The sequence below is a fragment of the Streptomyces sp. NBC_01689 genome (assembly GCF_036250675.1).
GTDB lineage: Bacteria > Actinomycetota > Actinomycetes > Streptomycetales > Streptomycetaceae > Streptomyces.
This window is the reverse complement of record NZ_CP109592.1, coordinates 6873253-6890070: the sequence shown is the minus strand read 5'-3', so window position 1 is coordinate 6890070 and position 16818 is coordinate 6873253. Positions and strand designations below refer to the sequence as shown.

The following is a 16818-nucleotide window of genomic DNA, read 5'->3' as shown; positions in this document are numbered from 1 at the left end:
CGACCGGTCACTGGAGACCGGCGTGGCGCACATGCATGGAGGACGTGACGTGGCGAACGACGCCAGCACCGTTTTCGACCTAGTGATCCTCGGCGGTGGTAGCGGTGGTTACGCCGCGGCCCTGCGCGGAGCGCAGCTGGGCCTGGACGTCGCCCTGATCGAGAAGGACAAGGTCGGCGGTACCTGCCTGCACCGGGGGTGCATCCCCACCAAGGCTCTGCTGCACGCAGGCGAGATCGCCGACCAGGCCCGCGAGAGCGAGCAGTTCGGCGTCAAGGCCACCTTCGAGGGCATCGACGTCCCGGCCGTCCACAAGTACAAGGACGAGGTCATCACGGGCCTGTACAAGGGCCTGCAGGGACTCATCGCCTCCCGCAAGGTGACGTACATCGAGGGAGAGGGCCGTCTGTCCTCCCCGACCTCCGTCGACGTGGGCGGCCGGCGTGTCCAGGGCCGTCACGTGCTGCTGGCGACCGGCTCCGTGCCGAAGTCGCTGCCGGGTCTGGAGATCGACGGCAACCGCATCATCTCGTCCGACCACGCGCTGGTCCTGGACCGCGTCCCGCAGTCCGCGATCGTGCTCGGCGGCGGCGTCATCGGCGTGGAGTTCGCCTCCGCGTGGAAGTCCTTCGGCACGGACATCACGATCATCGAAGGGCTCAAGCACCTCGCCCCGCTCGAGGACGAGAACTCCTCCAAGCTTCTTGAGCGCGCGTTCCGCAAGCGCGGCATCAAGTTCAACCTGGGCACCTTCTTCTCGAAGGCCGAGTACACCCAGAACGGTGTCAAGGTCACCCTCGCCGACGGCAAGGAGTTCGAGGCCGAGGTCCTGCTCGTCGCCGTCGGCCGCGGCCCGGTCTCGGCCGGTCTCGGCTACGAGGAGCAGGGCATCGCCATGGACCGCGGCTACGTCCTGGTCGACGAGTACATGCGGACGAACGTGCCCACCGTCTCCGCCGTCGGCGACCTGGTCCCGACGCTCCAGCTCGCGCACGTCGGCTTCGCCGAGGGCATCCTCGTCGCGGAGCGGCTCGCGGGTCTCAAGACCGTCCCGATCGACTACGACGGCGTGCCGCGGGTGACGTACTGCCACCCCGAGGTCGCCTCCGTGGGCATCACCGAGGCCAAGGCCAAGGAGATCTACGGCGCGGACAAGGTCGTCGCCCTGAAGTACAACCTCGCGGGCAACGGCAAGAGCAAGATCCTCAAGACCGCGGGCGAGATCAAGCTCGTCCAGGTCAAGGACGGTGCCGTGGTCGGCGTCCACATGGTCGGCGACCGCATGGGCGAGCAGGTCGGCGAGGCCCAGCTGATCTACAACTGGGAAGCGCTGCCCGCCGAGGTCGCCCAGCTCATCCACGCCCACCCGACGCAGAACGAGGCGCTCGGCGAGGCCCACCTGGCCCTCGCGGGCAAGCCGCTGCACTCGCACGACTGACAACGCCCACGGCTGTTCTCAGTCACCGCGTCGCCCCTGGGCGCGACGACCACAGACTTCCGCACCTTCCCCGAGCCCGCGGCTCCGCCCGACGGGCAGGGGAGATCCCATTCGTAAGGAGCAACAGAAACCATGCCGGTTTCCGTAACCCTTCCGGCGCTCGGTGAGAGCGTCACCGAGGGCACTGTCACCCGCTGGCTGAAGGCCGAGGGCGAGCGCGTCGAAGCCGACGAACCGCTGCTCGAGGTGTCGACCGACAAGGTCGACACCGAGATCCCCTCGCCCGCCGCCGGTGTGCTCGCCTCCATCAAGGTCGCCGAGGACGAGACGGTCGAGGTCGGCGCCGAGCTGGCCGTCATCGACGACGGCACGGGCGCGCCCGCCGCCGCCCCCGCTCCGGCCGCCGAGCCCGAGCCCGAGGCCGCACCGGCCCCGGCCGCTCCCGCCCCGGCCGCCGAGGCCCCTGCGGCCCCGGCGCCCGCCGCCCCTGCCGCCCCCGCCGCTCCGGCCGGTGGCGCCTCCGGTACCGACGTCGTGCTGCCCGCGCTGGGCGAGTCGGTCACCGAGGGCACCGTCACCCGCTGGCTGAAGGAGGTCGGCGAGGAGGTCGCGGAGGACGAGCCGCTGCTCGAGGTCTCCACGGACAAGGTCGACACCGAGATCCCCGCGCCGGTCGCCGGCGTCCTGCTGGAGATCGTGGTCGGCGAGGACGAGACCGCGGAGGTCGGCGCCAAGCTCGCCGTCATCGGTGCCCCGGGCGCGGCTCCGGCCGCCGCTCCGGCTCCCGCGGCCCCGGCGCCCGCCGCTGCCGCGCCCGCTCCGGCCGCACCGGCCCCCGCCGCTCCGGCTCCGGCCGCTCCGGCTCCGGCTCCGGCCGCTCCGGCTCCGGTCCAAGCCGCCGCCCCGGTCGCGCCCGCCGCCCCGGCGCCCGCTCCCGCCGCGCCGGCTCCGGCCCCCGCGCCGGCCGCGCCCGCCCCCGTCGCCCCGGCCCCGGCTCCCGCCGCGACCTCCGGTGACGACGGCGCCTACGTGACCCCGCTGGTGCGCAAGCTCGCCGCCGAGAACGGCGTCGACCTGGCCGCCGTCAAGGGCACCGGCGTCGGTGGCCGTATCCGCAAGCAGGACGTCGTCGCCGCCGCCGAGGCCGCGAAGGCCGCCGCCGCTCCGGCTCCCGCCGCGGCCGCCGCCCCCGCCGCCAAGAAGGCCCCCGTCCTGGAGGTCTCCCCGCTCCGCGGCCAGACCGTCAAGATGACCCGCATCCGCAAGGTCATCGGCGACAACATGGTGAAGGCCCTGCACGAGCAGGCCCAGCTGTCCTCGGTCGTCGAGGTCGACATCACCCGCCTGATGAAGCTCCGCGCGCAGGCGAAGGACTCCTTCGCGGCCCGCGAGGGCGTCAAGCTCTCCCCGATGCCGTTCTTCGTGAAGGCGGCGGCCCAGGCGCTGAAGGCCCACCCGGTCATCAACGCCCGGATCAACGAGGCCGACGGCACGATCACCTACTTCGACTCCGAGAACATCGGTATCGCGGTGGACTCGGAGAAGGGCCTGATGACCCCGGTCATCAAGGGTGCGGGCGACCTGAACATCGCCGGCATCTCGAAGGCGACCGCCGACCTGGCGGGCAAGGTCCGCGCCAACAAGATCACCCCGGACGAGCTGTCCGGCGCGACCTTCACCATCTCCAACACCGGTTCGCGCGGCGCTCTCTTCGACACGATCATCGTGCCGCCGAACCAGGTCGCGATCCTCGGCATCGGTGCCACGGTCAAGCGCCCGGCCGTGATCGAGACGGAGGAGGGCACGGTCATCGGCGTCCGCGACATGACCTACCTGACGCTCTCCTACGACCACCGTCTGGTGGACGGCGCCGACGCGGCCCGTTACCTGACCGCGGTCAAGGCGATCCTGGAGGCCGGCGAGTTCGAGGTCGAGCTCGGCCTGTAGTCCCGCCCCCGCGCACCCGACGCCCCCGTCCGGAACACTCCGGGCGGGGGCGTCGCGCGTGCGCGCACCCCGCGCCCGCCGCGAGCGGCCGGAACCGGGCCGCACCCGCCCCCGCCCCGCCCCCGCACCCGCACCCGCACCCGCCCTGACAGCGTGTAAGTCTCGTCTCACCTGCGCGAAAGCGCCCCCGTGCGCCTCTCCCCGGCGACCGTGCGGCCTTATTGTCTAAACGTCAAAGCCCTCGGGTCCGCTCGTCGCCCGGTCGCCACCCCTCAACGAGGCCCTTCGGGCCGCAGTATCGGATCCAGAGCCCCCGCCGAAGGAGCCCTCATGACCGCGCCCGTCGTCCACTCGCTGCGCGAACAGATCCGCGAGCACATCGTGGAAGGGATCGTGAGCGGCCGCTGGAAGCCGGGCGAGCGGATCGTGGAGCGCCGGATCGCGACCGAGCTGGAGGTCAGCCAGACCCCGGTGCGCGAGGCGCTGCGCGAGCTGGAGTCGCTGCGGCTGATCGAGTCGGCGCCGAACAAGGGCGTACGGGTGCGGAACCTGACGGCCGCCGACCTGGAGGAGAGCTACCCCGTACGGGCCGGTCTGGAGGCCATCGCGGCCGAGCTGGCGGCGGAGCGGCTCGCGCAGGACTGCTCGGCGCTGGAACCCCACGTCACCGCGCTGTACGAGGCCGACCGGCTGTCGGACGGGACCGGCCAGGTCCGCCACACCGTCGCCTTCCACCGCGAGCTGGTGCGGGCCGCCGGGAACTCCGTCCTCCTGCACACCTGGGAGGGCCTGGGCATCGAGGTCTTCACGGCGCTGTCGATCCGCTGGCTGGGGACCGTCCAGCAGTCGTACGCGGAGGAGCACGAGGCCCTCGTGGCCGCTTTCCGGCGCCGCGACCCGCTGATCGCGGAGCTGGTGAAGGCCCATGTCCTCGGCTGCGCGCCGCGACCCTGACACAGCGGAGCGCGACCATGCTCACCTGCGGGAATCCCCTGAATTCACGGCACCCGGTGCCTGCGGTCGAGGCACCCCGTGCCGACTTTCACCCGACGACAGGGTTTTCGGCCGGATTCCTTTGATCGATCATCGATCAGGGAGTTAGAGTCATCGCGGGCTCACACCAGAGCCCCTGAGCCCTGTCCTGCCAAAGACCAAGGGCCACCCCGAACCCTTACCGATGAGGGAACCCCCTTCGACTCCGGAAGGCGGCGCAATGTCCGACCCCACCGCAATCCAGCCGAGCGAGCTCGACCAGCTCCCGGACCGCGACCCCGAGGAGACCGCCGAATGGCAGGCCTCCCTGGACGCCGTCACCAAGGCGGCCGGGCCGCACCGTGCCGCGTACCTGATGCGCCGCACGCTGGAGCGCGCCGAGGGCCACGGCCTCGCGCTGCCCAAGCTGCTTGAGACCGACTACGTCAACACCATCCCCACCTCCGCCGAGCCCGTGGTGGACGGCGACGAGGCGATGGAGCGCCGGATCACCGCCTGGAACCGCTGGAACGCGGCCGCGATGGTGACCAGGGGCGCGAAGCACGGCGTGGGCGGTCACATCGCCACCTTCGCCTCCGCTGCCTGGCTCTACGAGACGGGCTTCAACCACTTCTTCAAGGGCAAGGAGGGTGACGGGTCCGGCGACCAGCTCTACATCCAGGGCCACGCCTCCCCCGGCATCTACGCCCGCGCCTTCCTCGACGGCCGCCTCAGCGAGGCGCAGCTCGACAACTTCCGCCAGGAGGCGGGGGGCGACGGTCTGCCGTCCTACCCGCACCCGCGCCGGCTGCCCTGGCTCTGGGAGTTCCCGACGGTCTCCATGGGCCTCGGCCCGCTGTCGGCGATCTACCAGGCACGCTTCAACCGGTATCTCACCAACCGCGGCATCAAGGACGTCTCGCAGTCCCACGTGTGGGCGTTCCTCGGTGACGGCGAGATGGACGAGCCGGAGTCGACGGCCGCACTCGCCCTGGCCGCGCGTGAGGGCCTGGACAACCTGACCTTCGTCATCAACTGCAACCTGCAGCGCCTCGACGGCCCGGTCCGCGCCAACTTCAAGATCGTGCAGGAGCTGGAGGCCCAGTTCCGCGGCGCCGGCTGGAACGTCGTGAAGTCCCTGTGGGGCAACGCCTGGGACGAGCTGTTCCGGCTCGACACCACCGGCGCGCTCGTCCGCCGGCTGCGCGAGGTGCCCGACGCCCAGGTGCAGACGTACCAGACGCGCGACGCCGCCTACATCCGCCAGGACTTCTTCGGCGCCGACCCGGCGCTCGTCGAGATGGCGAAGCTGCTCAGCGACGACAAGATCACCGAGTGCTTCCACCTCTCCCGCGGCGGCCACGAGTCGCGCAAGGTGTACGCCGCCTACCGCGCCGCGCTCGCGCACAAGGGCGGACCGACCGTGATCCTGGCCCAGACGGTCAAGGGCTTCACGCTCGGCTCGGGCTTCGCGTCGAAGAACGCCAACCACCAGATGAAGAAGCTGTCCACGGACGAGTTCAAGCAGATGCGTGACCTGCTCGAACTGCCCATCTCCGACAGCCAGTTCGTCGACGGCGTGGTCCCCTACGGCCACCCGGGCGCCGACGCCCCCGAGGTCCGTTACCTCCAGGAGCGCCGCGCGGCCCTCGGTGGTCCGGCCCCCGCCCGCCGCACGCACCCCCTCGCCCCGCTGCCCGCGCCCGCCGACAAGGCGTTCGCGTCCTTCGACAAGGGCTCCGGCACGCAGAACGTGGCGACGACGATGGCCTTCGTCCGGCTGGTCAAGGACCTCGTCCGCGACAAGCAGAGCGGGAAGCGCTGGGTACCGATCGTCCCCGACGAGGCGCGCACCTTCGGCATGGAGAGCCTCTTCCCGTCCCTCGGCATCTACTCGCCCAAGGGCCAGACGTACGAGCCGGTCGACCGCGACCAGCTGATGTACTACAAGGAGGCCAAGGACGGCCAGATCCTCAACGAGGGGATCACCGAGGCCGGCTCCATGGCGGACTTCATCGCCGCGTCCACCGCGTACGCCACGCACGGCGAGGCGATGATCCCCTTCTACATCTTCTACTCGATGTTCGGCTGGCAGCGCACGGCCGACCAGATGTGGCAGCTCGGTGACCAGCTCGGCCGCGGTTTCCTGGTCGGCGCCACGGCGGGCCGTACGACACTGACGGGCGAGGGCCTCCAGCACGCCGACGGCCACTCCCCCGTGATCGCGGCGACGAACCCGGCGGCGCTCAGCTACGACCCGGCGTTCGCGTACGAGGTCGCGGCGATCGTCAAGGACGGCCTGCGCCGGATGTACGGAGAGACCGCGCCGGGCGAGGACCCGAACGTCTTCTACTACCTGACGGTCTACAACGAGCCGATCCCGCAGCCCGCGAAGCCGGCCGGGCCCGGTGTCGACGAGGGCATCGTCAAGGGCCTGTACCGCTTCAACACGGCCGAGTCGGCGGGCCTGTCCCCGGCCGCCAACGCCGCGCGCGTCCAGCTGCTGGCCTCCGGCACGGCGATCCACTGGACCCTGGAGGCGCAGCGGCTGCTCGCCGAGGAGTGGGGCGTGGCCGCCGACGTGTGGTCCGCGACCTCCTGGACGGAGCTGCGGCGCGACGCGATGGACGCCGACGCGGCGCTGCTGCGCGGCGAGGAGCGGGTGCCGTTCGTCCGCCAGGCGCTGCACGGCGCCGAGGGCCCGGTGCTCGCGGTCTCCGACTACATGCGCCAGGTCCCGGACCAGATCGCCCAGTGGGTCGAGCAGGACTGGTCCTCGCTCGGTGCCGACGGCTTCGGTCTCTCGGACACCCGCGTGGCGGCCCGCCGTCACTTCGGCGTGGACGCGGAGTCGATCGTCGTCGCGGCGCTGGCGCAGCTGGCCCGCCGCGGTGAGGTCAAGGCGTCCGCGGTGAAGGAAGCCCGGGAGCGCTACGGCCTGTAGGACCTGTGTTCGTCCCGGCGAGGGGGGTACGGCGGCCGCCGTACCCCCCTCGCCGTCGTCGTCGGCCGGCTCGCTGTCGGTGGCGCCCGGCATGATGAACGCATGCGTGCTGCCCGCCTGATCAAGATGGTGCTGCTGCTCCAGTCGCGGGCGTCGATGACCGCCGCCGAGCTGGCGCGGGAGCTGGAGGTGTCCGAGCGGACCGTCGCGCGGGACGCGCTGGCGCTCTCGGAGGCGGGCGTCCCGGTCTACGCGGACCGTGGGCGGACGGGGGGTTACCGGCTGATCGGCGGGTACCGCACCCGGCTCACCGGCCTGGCGCGCGGCGAGGCGGAGGCGCTCTTCCTGAGCGGGGTGCCCGGGGCGCTGCGCGAGATGGGGCTGGAGGACACCGCGTCGGCGGCCCGGCTGAAGGTCTCCGCGGCCCTGCTGCCCTCGCTGCGGGACGCCTCCCGGACGGCGGCGCAGCGCTTCCATCTGGACGCGCCCGCCTGGTTCAGCGAGCCCGGGACGCCCGAGCTGCTGCCCCCCGTCGCGGAAGCGGTGTGGGACGACCGGCCGGTCGTCGCGCGGTACGGACGGGGCGGGACGGAGGTGGAGCGGACGCTGGAGCCGTACGGGCTCGTGCTGAAGGCGGGGGTCTGGTACGTGTGCGCGCGGGTGCCGGAGGCCGGGACCTTCCGGGTGTACCGGATCGACCGGTTCACCTCGGTCGATCTCGGCGAGGAGCGGTTCGGGCGGGAGGAGGATTTCGACCTGCCCGGGTTCTGGGAGGAGCGGGCCGAACAGTTCGCGCGTTCCGTCCTGCGAGCCGAGGCCGTCGTACGGCTCTCCCCGGACGGTGTGCGGCAGCTGGCGGGGGCCGTGGGTCCCCCGGCGGCGAGGGCGGCGCTGGAGGCCCTGGATGCCGCCGACGACCGGGGGTGGGTGACCGTCACGCTGCCCGTCGAGTCCGAGGAGGTCGCCCATGCGCAGCTCATGGGGCTCGGGCCCGAGGTGGAGGTGCTCTCCCCCGTGGCGCTGCGCGAACGCTTCGCCGCGGACGCGGCGCGGCTGGCGGCGCTCTACGCCTGACGGGGTCCGCGAAAGCGCCCCGTATCCACCGGTTCCGCCGTCAGGGGCGCACGCATAACAATCTGCGGCACTCCGCGTGCGTCACTCCCCTTGAGGCCCGATGCTTGACCCGTGATGGACGAGACGGAGTTCTGGGAGCTGGTGGACACGACCCGCGAGGCCGTCGAGGGCGACCCCGAGGACCACGCCGACCTGCTCGTCGAACGGCTCGTCCAGCGGGACCCGGACGTGGTACTCGACTTCGCCCGTCACTTCGAGGCCCGTTACAACCGTGCCTACCGATGGGACCTGTGGGGCGCCGCGTGGGTGCTGCTCGACGGAGCGAGCGACGACGCCTTCGACTTCTTCCGGTGCTGGCTGATCGGCCAGGGCCGCGAGGTCTTCGAGGGCGCGATGCACGATCCGGACGCCCTCGCGGAGCTCCTGGACGACTTCGACGAGGATCTCGACGGGGACGGCGAGGAACTTGGGTACGCGGCGGACGAGGCGTACGAGCAGCTCACCGGGGTGGTCGCGCCCGACCTGGGGATTCCTCCGGCGTCGTCGGAGCCGGAGGGGACGCCGCTCGACTTCGAGAACGAGCGGGTGCTGGCCGAGCGGTATCCCAAGTTGTGGGAACGCTTCAGGGGTTGAGGGCACGGTCCCGGCCCTGGGTCGCGGCTTCTCGGCCCCTCCGGGCCCGGCGGACGGGCCCGGCGGATGGGCCCGGCGGACGCCGGGCAGGGGTCCCGCCGCCGAGTGCGCGGGGAACGGCACGGCGGCCGGCCCTCGCCCACCGCTTTTCGTAGGGCGGCCCGAAGTCCGGCGCCCCGCGTGGAAGTTCAGTGGCGGCCCTGGAGGACCGCGGCCCTCGTGCGGATCGCCGGAAGACGGTCCGTCAGCGCGGCGCCGGGGCACGTGGTCATGAATCCGGCGTTGTGCCCGGCCAGCGTGGGCAGCACCGCGGCCGTCCCCTGCGTGTAGCGGCTGAGGCTGTTGCTGGACACGAGCCGCACGGTGCCCCTCGGGTCCACGTCCGCCAGCCCCAGTTTCCACGCGGCGAGCGCCGCGATCGCCTCGGTCATGGCCGGCGGCACCACCGCTCCCGCCGTGAAGGTGCCGATGGCCGCGATCCCCGCGGTCCGGTGGTTGAAGCCCTGGGTGTGGGCACCGGTGACGGCCCGGTCGACCCCGCCCGCGCGACCCTCGTAGATCGTCCCGCACCGGTCGACGAGGAAGTTGTAGCCGATGTCGTCCCAGTTCCGGACCCCGGTCTGCCCGGCGTAGAGGTACCGGATGATGCGGGGCACGTCGGCGCAGTCGTACGCGTTCGGCGAGTCGGTGTGGTGGACGAAGACGGCGACGACCCGGTCGTCGTAGCGCGGCGGCGGCTGGCTGTGCGCGGTCCGCTCGTCCAGCCAGCTCGACCGCGGCACGATGACCGGCCGCACGGCGGTGTGGAGGGCCGGGCGCACGACGGCGGCCGGGGGCGCGGCGGTACGGGAGCGGCCCACGACGCGTTCGACACCGAGGGCGCACAGGACGAGCGCGGCCACCGCGAGCAGTCCGGAGACACACCCGAGCACGATCAGCGTGGGCCGGGTCGCCCACCCGCCCGGTGCCGGCCGCCAGGTCGTCCGGCGCACCCACTCGGGCCGGCGCACCCACCCGGGCCGGCGCACCGCCCACCAGTACCGCAGCGCCCGCCGGACCCGCGCCGTCCGGCGCTCCGCCCAGCCGATCCACACACGTCCGCGCGCCGCCCACCGGTCCGCCGCCGGCCGGCACCTCGCCCACAGGTCCTCCGCAGGACGGCGTGCCGCCCACCGGTCCCGCAGCGGGCGCCACACCACCCACGGGCCCCATACCGGGCGCCGCGGCAGCCACCAGCGCAGCCACAGCCGCACCAGGTCCAGCGCACGGCGAAGTCGCTCTCCGACCGGTTCCCGCGATGCCCCCCGCGTCCTCCACACGACACGCATGCCCTCACCCTCGCCCGGATCCCCCCGCGGCGCGATGTGCGCTGTGCCACCCGGTGGAACCATCCCCGCGGTCCGGAACGTTTTCACAGTTCCACGCACGTGCGGCCCGCTCGCGGGACCTCGCGCGCGTGTCTGATCACCGAGCCCGCCCCGCGCGTACTAAGGGGCCCGAGAGAAAGGCGGCTCCGTGGATCTGCTCGACGTCCTGCTGATGCTGGTGATCCTCGCCTACGCGGCGTCCGGCTACCGGCGCGGCCTGGTCGCCGGCTGTGTCTCGCTGGCCGGGTTCGTGGGCGGCGCGGTCATCGGCGTATGGGTGCTGCCCTGGATGATGGACCTGGTGACGGCGGGCACGTCGGCGGCCACGGTGACGGCCGTGCTGACGGTGCTGGTACCGGCCGTGGTGGGCCACGAACTGGCGGGCCGGCTGGCGCTGAAGCTCCGCCGCGAGCTGGACCGGGGGCCGCTGCGGGTGGCGGACGGGATCGGCGGGGCCGCGGCGAACACGCTGGCCGTGCTGCTGGTGGCCTGGGTGGCGGCGAGCGTCCTGGGCGCCTCCTCGTCCACGCTGATCACGCAGTCGATCCGTGGTTCGGCCCTGCTGGGCGCGGTGCAGAACGCGATGCCGGACACCACGCCCACCTGGTTCTCACGGGCGACCTCGGCGCTCACGGAGGCGGGCTTCCCGCAGGTCTTCAACCCGTTCGAGAACGAGCCGACGGCGGGCGTCGCCAAGCCCTCCGGGGACAGCGTGACCGAGTCCGCGACGAACGCCGCCAAGCTGAGCACGGTGAAGATCGAGGGCGCCGCGGGCACCCAGGGCCGGGAGGGCAGCGGCTTCGCGTACGCGGCGCAGCACGTGATGACCAACGCCCACGTGGTGGCGGGCATCGACAACCCGACGGTGCGGGTGGGCGGCGTGGGCCGGGTGTACTCGGCGCGTGTGGTGCTCTTCGACCCGCGCAAGGACGTCGCCGTCCTGTACGTACCCGGTCTGCGGGCCCCGCTCCTGCGTTTCGACACCGGCGCCGCGCGCGGCGACTCGGCGGTCGTCGCGGGCTATCCGCAGGACGGCGGTCTCGACCTGCAGGCGGCGACGGTCGCGAGCCGGATCGACGCGCGCGGCCAGAACATCTACAGCACGGACACCGTCACCCGGGAGATCTACTCGATCCGCTCCACGGTCCGCCCCGGCAACTCCGGCGGGCCTCTCCTCACCACCGAGGGCCGGGTGTACGGGGTCGTCTTCGCCCGTTCGACCTCGGACGACGAGACGGGCTACGTGCTGACGGCGCACGAGGTCGCCGGCGACGCGCAGCGGGCGGCGCGGGCGACGGCGCCGGTGGACACGGGGGACCTGGTCACCTCGTGAGCCGGCGTCCCGTCCGCGGACGGGCGAACGGGCGCGAGGCGGGAAGGGCGGGGCGCTCGCGGGTCCGCGCCGTCAGAGGGCGCGGCCCATGAACACGTCGTCGACGTACGCGCCGTCGAGCAGGAACTCCTCGGGCAGGACGCCCTCCACGACGAAGCCCTCGGACTCGTACAGCTTGCGGGCCGGGGTGTTGTGCCCGAGGACCCGCAGGGAGATCCGCCGGGCGCCCTGCCGCCGGGCCTCGTCCTGCACGGCCCGCAGCAGCGCCCGCCCGACGCCCGCGCCACGGGCGGCCTCCGAGACGGCGAGTCCCTGGATCTGCCGGACGTGGGAGTTGCAGGCCAGAGAGGTCGGCCGGCCGAGCCGGACGTAGCCGGCCAGCGCGCCGTCGAGTTCGGCGACCAGGTGGTCGCGCGGCCCGAACCGTTCGCTGTAGAAGGGCTCGTACGGCGGCCGGGGGCGGGGCATGACCGCGTGCAGCGTGGACCAGGTGGCGCGGTCGAGACGGCCGAGGGCGTCCTCGTCGTCCGGCGTGGCGGAGCGTATGTGCGGTACCGGCATGAGGATCACTGTACGGCGGCGCCACGGTGTTCCCGCCCGTCTTTTCCCCCGGCGGCGGGGCAGGATGGACGCATGAACGACTCACCGCTTGCTCCCGGTTCCCGCGTGGTGATCGCCGGTGCGTCCGGCCTGATCGGTTCGGCGCTGACGCGCTCGCTGGCCGCGGACGGCCACGAGGTGGTCCGCCTGGTGCGGCGGGAGCCCCGCGGCCGGGACGAGGTGCGGTGGGACCCCGAGGGGCGCGGGATCGGCGCGGGGGCGCTCGCCGGGTGCGCGGCGGTGGTGAACCTCGCGGGCGCGGGCATCGCCTCACGACGGTGGACGGAGTCCTACAAGCGGACGATCCGGGAGAGCCGGGTGCGCGGGACCACGGTGCTCGCCGAGGCGGTGGCCTCGCTCGACGAACGCCCGTCGGTGTTCGTCAACGGGAGCGCGATCGGGTTCTACGGCGACACGGGCGACCGGGCGGTGGACGAGTCGGCGGGGCCCGGGGAGGGGTTCCTGCCCTCCGTGTGCGTGGCGTGGGAGGAGGCGACCGCCCCGGCCCGTGAGGCGGGGGTCCGTACCGTGCTGGCCCGTACGGGGCTGGTGGTGGCCCGTGAGGGCGGGGCGTGGGGGAGGCTGTTCCCGCTCTTCAGGGCGGGGCTCGGCGGGCGTCTGGGGGACGGCCGCCAGTACTGGAGTTTCATCTCGGTGCACGACGAGGTGGCCGCGCTCAGGTACCTCCTCGACACGGTGTCGCTGTCCGGTCCGGTGAATCTGACCGCGCCTCAGCCGCTGACGAACCGTGAGATCACGGAGGCGATGGGGCGGGTGCTGCGGCGGCCCACCGTGCTGGGGGCTCCCGCGGGGGTGCTGCGGGCGGCTCTGGGGGACATGGCCGAGGACGTTCTGGGCAGTCAGCGGGTGCTGCCCACGCGTCTGCTGGAGTCCGGCTTCGGGTTCACGTACCCGTCGATCGAGGAGACGCTGCGAGCGGCGCTGGACTGACGGCGTCCCCTCGCCCCCGCCGCCTCTGCCCGACCCGACCTCGACCTGGGGACTCCGCCCCCCGGACCCCCGCCAGGGGCGCTGCGCCCCCTGGACCCCCGCATCGCCCGAAGGGCTCGGCCTCGAACGCCGGACGGGCTGGAGATGCGAGCCCGCGCCCGATCAGACCCGCAGGGCTCGTCCTCGAACGCCGGACGGGCTGGAGACGCCCGGACGCCGGCCTCTGAGCGCGGGCCCGCACCGTCAGCCCGTCCGGCGTTCGAGGCCGGAGCGGGGGTCTGGGGGCGGCAGCCCCAGGGGTCACGGCGCCCGACGCCCACCCCACCACACACGCCCACACCCCAGCCCGTCCGGACAAGGCCGTTCAGGCCGGAGCGGGGGTCTGGGGGCGCAGCCCCAGGGGCGGGGGCCGGCCCCACCGACCCGGGGTGCGGAACCCCCTGACCGCCGGCGGAGCCGTATGCCCCCCCCATGCGACCGTGCACACCCGACGCGCGACTGCCCCGCGCCGCCCACACCCCTACTCTCGACCCGAACTCGGGTATTCCCAGGGCCCGTTGGGGGCATGACGTCCCCACCGGCCGCGCAACCTCGAGGAGGGGCATGTGCTAGAGCCCGTATGTCAAGCGGACGTGGACGTCGTCATCGTCGGGGCCGGAGCCGCGGGGCTGGCGGCCGCCCAGCACCTGACCAGGGCGGGGCTCACCACCGTGGTCCTGGAGGCCGCCCCCACCGTGGGCGGCCGCATGGCGACGGAGAAGGTGGACGGATTCCGGCTCGACCGCATCGGCCGGCTGCTGTCCACGTCGTACCCGGAACTACGCCGCACCCCCGGCCTGGACGGCCTGACCCTGCGCCCGTTCTCCCCGGGCGTCCTGCTGCACAGCGACGGCCGCCACCACCGCGCCGGCGCCCTCACCCCCCGGAGCGCAAGAGGCGCACTCACCGCGGCGCGCGCCCTCGCAAGCGCCCCCCGGCTCCCCCGGACCACCGCCCGGAGCGCCTATCGCCCCCATCGCGGCCAGAGCGGGGTCCCCCGGCCCGGACCCCTGGGCGGCCCCCTCGACCAGACGCGCCTCACGGCCGCGCTCGCCCGCCTCGCGGCCACCCCGCCGGAGCGCCTCCTGACCCGCCCGGAGCACCCGGCGGCCGGCTCGCAGGCCGCTCGCGGGCTGCCACCGCGTACGGTCGACGGCTTCCTGCGCCCGCTGCTCTCCGCGCTCCTGTGCGATCCGGAGCTCACCACCTCCAGCCGGGCCGCCGACCTGGCCCTGCACTCGTTCGCGTCGGGCCGGCTCTGTCTGCCGGAGGGCGGCGCGGACACCCTTCCGGAACTCCTCGCGGCCTCGCTCCCACCGGGCACCGTGCGCACCGGCGTCCATGTCACCGCGGTCTCCACGACCACCGTGACCACCCGCGACCACGGCCGGCTCACCTGTCGCGCCATCCTGCTGGCCACCGGGGCCCGCGACGCCGCCCGGCTGCTGCCCGGCCTGCGCGTCCCGGCCTTCCATCCGGTGACCGTCCTGCACCACACCACGGACGAGCCGCCGCTCGCCGAGCCCGCCCTGCTGCTGGACGCCGACCGCGGCGGGCCGGTGGCGCACACCGCGGTGGTGAGCCAGGTCGACCCGAGCCGCGCCCCGGCCGGACGCGCCCTGATCTCCTCGACGGTGCTGGGCGTCCCGCCGTCCGCCGCCCCGCTGGACGCGGCGGTCCGCGCCCAGCTGGCCCGCCTGTACGGGACTCCGACGAGCCGCTGGGAGCTCCTCGCGGTCCACCACACCGCCGACGCCGTCCCCGCGATGCCCCCGCCGCACGACCTGCGCCGCCCGGTACGCCTCCTGGCGGGCCTGTACGTCTGCGGGGACCACCGCGACACCGGCACGCTCCAGGGGGCCCTGCATTCGGCCCGCAGGGCCGCCAAGGCCCTGCTCGCGGACCTGGGCGTCCAACCGGTCACCGCCGAGGAACCCCTGGAGGCGGCCGCCTGACCCCGGGTCACCCGAGCGCGGCCACCCGGTCCCGGTAGCCGCGCACGGGTGCCGCGTCCCGGTACGGTTCGAGCCGGCGCTCGAACTCCCGTACGTACTCCACGGCCCGTACCGACCGCATCTCCGCCGCCTGTCCCGCCGCCTCCGCGCCCAGCTGGCAGGCCTGGTCGAGCTCCCCGAGCCCGAGCCGCGCGGTGGCGAGCACCACCCGGCAGAAGAGCCGGCTGCGCGCGTAGCCGGGCGCCCGCAGCTGGAGCGAGCGCTCGGCGTGCTGCGCCGCGGCCCGGTACTGCTGCAGATCCCGGTGGCAGTGCCCGAACTCGTCGGCGAGCTGCGCCTCGTCGAAGAAGCGCGCCCAGTGCGGCGCGTCGTCCCCGGGCCGGGCGGTCTCCAGCGCCCGCTCGGCGCGCACCAGCGACGCCGTGCAGGCCCTCACCTCGCCGAGCACCCCGTGCCCGCGCGCCTCGACGGAGTGCAGCATCGCCTGGACGACGGGCGGCGCGGACGAGCCCACGCCCTGCTGGGCGACCCGGGCGAGCTGGACGGCCTCGCGCCCGTGGCCGAGGTAGACCGCCTGCCGGCTCATGGTCACCAGCACGTAGGAGCCGTACGCCCGGTCCCCGGCCGCCTGCGACAGCCGCAGCGCCTGCACGAAGTAGCGCTGCGCGAGCCCGTGCGCGGCGATGTCGTACGAGGTCCAGCCGGCCAGCCGGGTGAGGTCGGCCGCGGCCGCGAACAGGCGCCGTCCGGTCTGCTCCCCGTAGACGCCGCGCAGCATCGGCTCCGCCTCGTGCTCCAGGTAGCGGACCAGCGCCTGCCGGGCGTGTCCGCCGCCGTACGCGTGGTCGAGGGCGCGGAAGAGCTCGCCGACCGAACGGAGCGCCGCGATGTCGCCGCCGGTGACCCGCTGACCGGGGCCGCGCTCGGTCTGGTTGCGCCGGCGGGCCGGGGGCTCCCCCGCCTCGGCGGGGGCCGGGAACCGGGGGACGGCGGCGGGGCGCGCCTGGGCGGGGATGCGCGCCCCGGCCAGGTCGCCGCGGCCGACCCGGTCGTCGGCCCGGCCGATCAGCCAGTCCCGGCTGGGGACCACGAGTCCCGCCGGGGTGAAGGCGATCTTCCGCAGCTCGGCGTGGCTGCCGGAGTCCTTGCGCCACAGCCCGCTGACGATGTCGACGGCCTCCTCCGGGGTCGCGGCGAACTCCAGGCCCGCGTACACGGGGGCGCAGGCGTCGAGCCCGAGATCCTGCGCGGTGAGCCGTCGCCCGAGGCGGCGGGTGAACACCTCGGCGATGAGCGCGGGAGTCGTGCCCCTGGGCTGCTGCCCGCGCAGCCACCGGGTCACCGATGTCTTGTCGTATCTGAGATCAAGTCCGTGTTCGAGGCCGAGCTGGTCCACGCGACGGGCGAGACCTGCGTTGGAGAACCCCGCTTCTGCGATGAGCGCGGCGAGCTGGCGGTTGGGCGTGCGCTGCGCGGGTCGTTCCGTCATCTGCGGTGCGGTCTCCTGCCTTTCGGGCGCCACTGCGCGCCCGGATTGCCTGTGAGCAGCCCTTATGGCCTCCTGA

12 protein-coding genes are annotated in these 16818 nt (G+C 73.7%); 9 read left to right on the top strand and 3 right to left on the bottom strand.

The window, feature by feature from the left end:
* Positions 1-49 precede the first annotated feature (49 nt).
* The 6 genes from lpdA (at position 50) to OG776_RS29370 (ending at position 9008) form a co-directional block, all read left to right on the top strand.
* Positions 50-1438 (top strand): dihydrolipoyl dehydrogenase, encoded by a 1389-nt coding sequence (gene lpdA, locus OG776_RS29395; RefSeq protein WP_148013650.1) that lies wholly within the window; start codon positions 50-52, stop codon positions 1436-1438.
* 132 nt (positions 1439-1570) lie between these two features.
* A complete protein-coding gene (gene sucB, locus OG776_RS29390) occupies positions 1571-3385 on the top strand; it encodes a 2-oxoglutarate dehydrogenase, E2 component, dihydrolipoamide succinyltransferase (protein ID WP_329322792.1) in 1815 nt (604 codons plus the stop codon).
* A 330-nt stretch (positions 3386-3715) separates the two neighbouring features.
* On the top strand, positions 3716-4339 hold the full coding sequence (locus OG776_RS29385; RefSeq protein WP_148013651.1) for a GntR family transcriptional regulator: 624 nt from the start codon (positions 3716-3718) through the stop codon (positions 4337-4339).
* Between the two features lie 259 nt (positions 4340-4598).
* Positions 4599-7301 (top strand): pyruvate dehydrogenase (acetyl-transferring), homodimeric type, encoded by a 2703-nt coding sequence (gene aceE / locus OG776_RS29380; protein WP_148013652.1) that lies wholly within the window; start codon positions 4599-4601, stop codon positions 7299-7301.
* 102 nt (positions 7302-7403) lie between these two features.
* Entirely contained in the window at positions 7404-8375 is a 972-nt protein-coding gene (locus OG776_RS29375; protein WP_148013653.1) for a helix-turn-helix transcriptional regulator, read from the top strand.
* A gap of 111 nt (positions 8376-8486) precedes the next feature.
* Complete coding sequence (locus OG776_RS29370; protein WP_187285994.1) at positions 8487-9008, top strand: DUF4240 domain-containing protein; 522 nt, start codon at positions 8487-8489, stop codon at positions 9006-9008.
* Positions 9009-9196: 188 nt separating this feature from the next.
* Here OG776_RS29370 and OG776_RS29365 read toward each other — a convergent pair whose 3' ends face one another.
* Positions 9197-9943, bottom strand: coding sequence for a peptidoglycan recognition protein family protein (locus OG776_RS29365; protein WP_148014108.1), 747 nt, complete (start codon positions 9941-9943; stop codon positions 9197-9199).
* A gap of 580 nt (positions 9944-10523) precedes the next feature.
* On the opposite strand from OG776_RS29365, the gene OG776_RS29360 reads away from it, so the two are divergent.
* Entirely contained in the window at positions 10524-11708 is a 1185-nt protein-coding gene (locus OG776_RS29360; protein ID WP_148013654.1) for a MarP family serine protease, read from the top strand.
* A gap of 72 nt (positions 11709-11780) precedes the next feature.
* On the opposite strand, the gene OG776_RS29355 is transcribed toward OG776_RS29360, so the two are convergent.
* On the bottom strand, positions 11781-12269 hold the full coding sequence (locus tag OG776_RS29355; RefSeq protein ID WP_187285995.1) for a GNAT family N-acetyltransferase: 489 nt from the start codon (positions 12267-12269) through the stop codon (positions 11781-11783).
* 72 nt (positions 12270-12341) lie between these two features.
* Here OG776_RS29355 and OG776_RS29350 point away from each other — a divergent pair, with 72 nt between their 5' ends.
* Together OG776_RS29350 and OG776_RS29345 are read left to right on the top strand one after the other, a co-directional pair.
* Complete coding sequence (locus OG776_RS29350; protein ID WP_329322791.1) at positions 12342-13259, top strand: TIGR01777 family oxidoreductase; 918 nt, start codon at positions 12342-12344, stop codon at positions 13257-13259.
* Positions 13260-13864: 605 nt separating this feature from the next.
* Positions 13865-15253 carry an NAD(P)/FAD-dependent oxidoreductase gene (locus OG776_RS29345; RefSeq protein WP_148013657.1) on the top strand — a complete coding sequence of 463 codons (1389 nt, stop codon included), beginning with the start codon at positions 13865-13867 and terminating at the stop codon, positions 15251-15253.
* A 7-nt stretch (positions 15254-15260) separates the two neighbouring features.
* On the opposite strand, the gene OG776_RS29340 is transcribed toward OG776_RS29345, so the two are convergent.
* Positions 15261-16742, bottom strand: coding sequence for a regulator (locus OG776_RS29340; RefSeq protein ID WP_148013658.1), 1482 nt, complete (start codon positions 16740-16742; stop codon positions 15261-15263).
* Between the last annotated feature and the right edge of the window lie 76 nt (positions 16743-16818).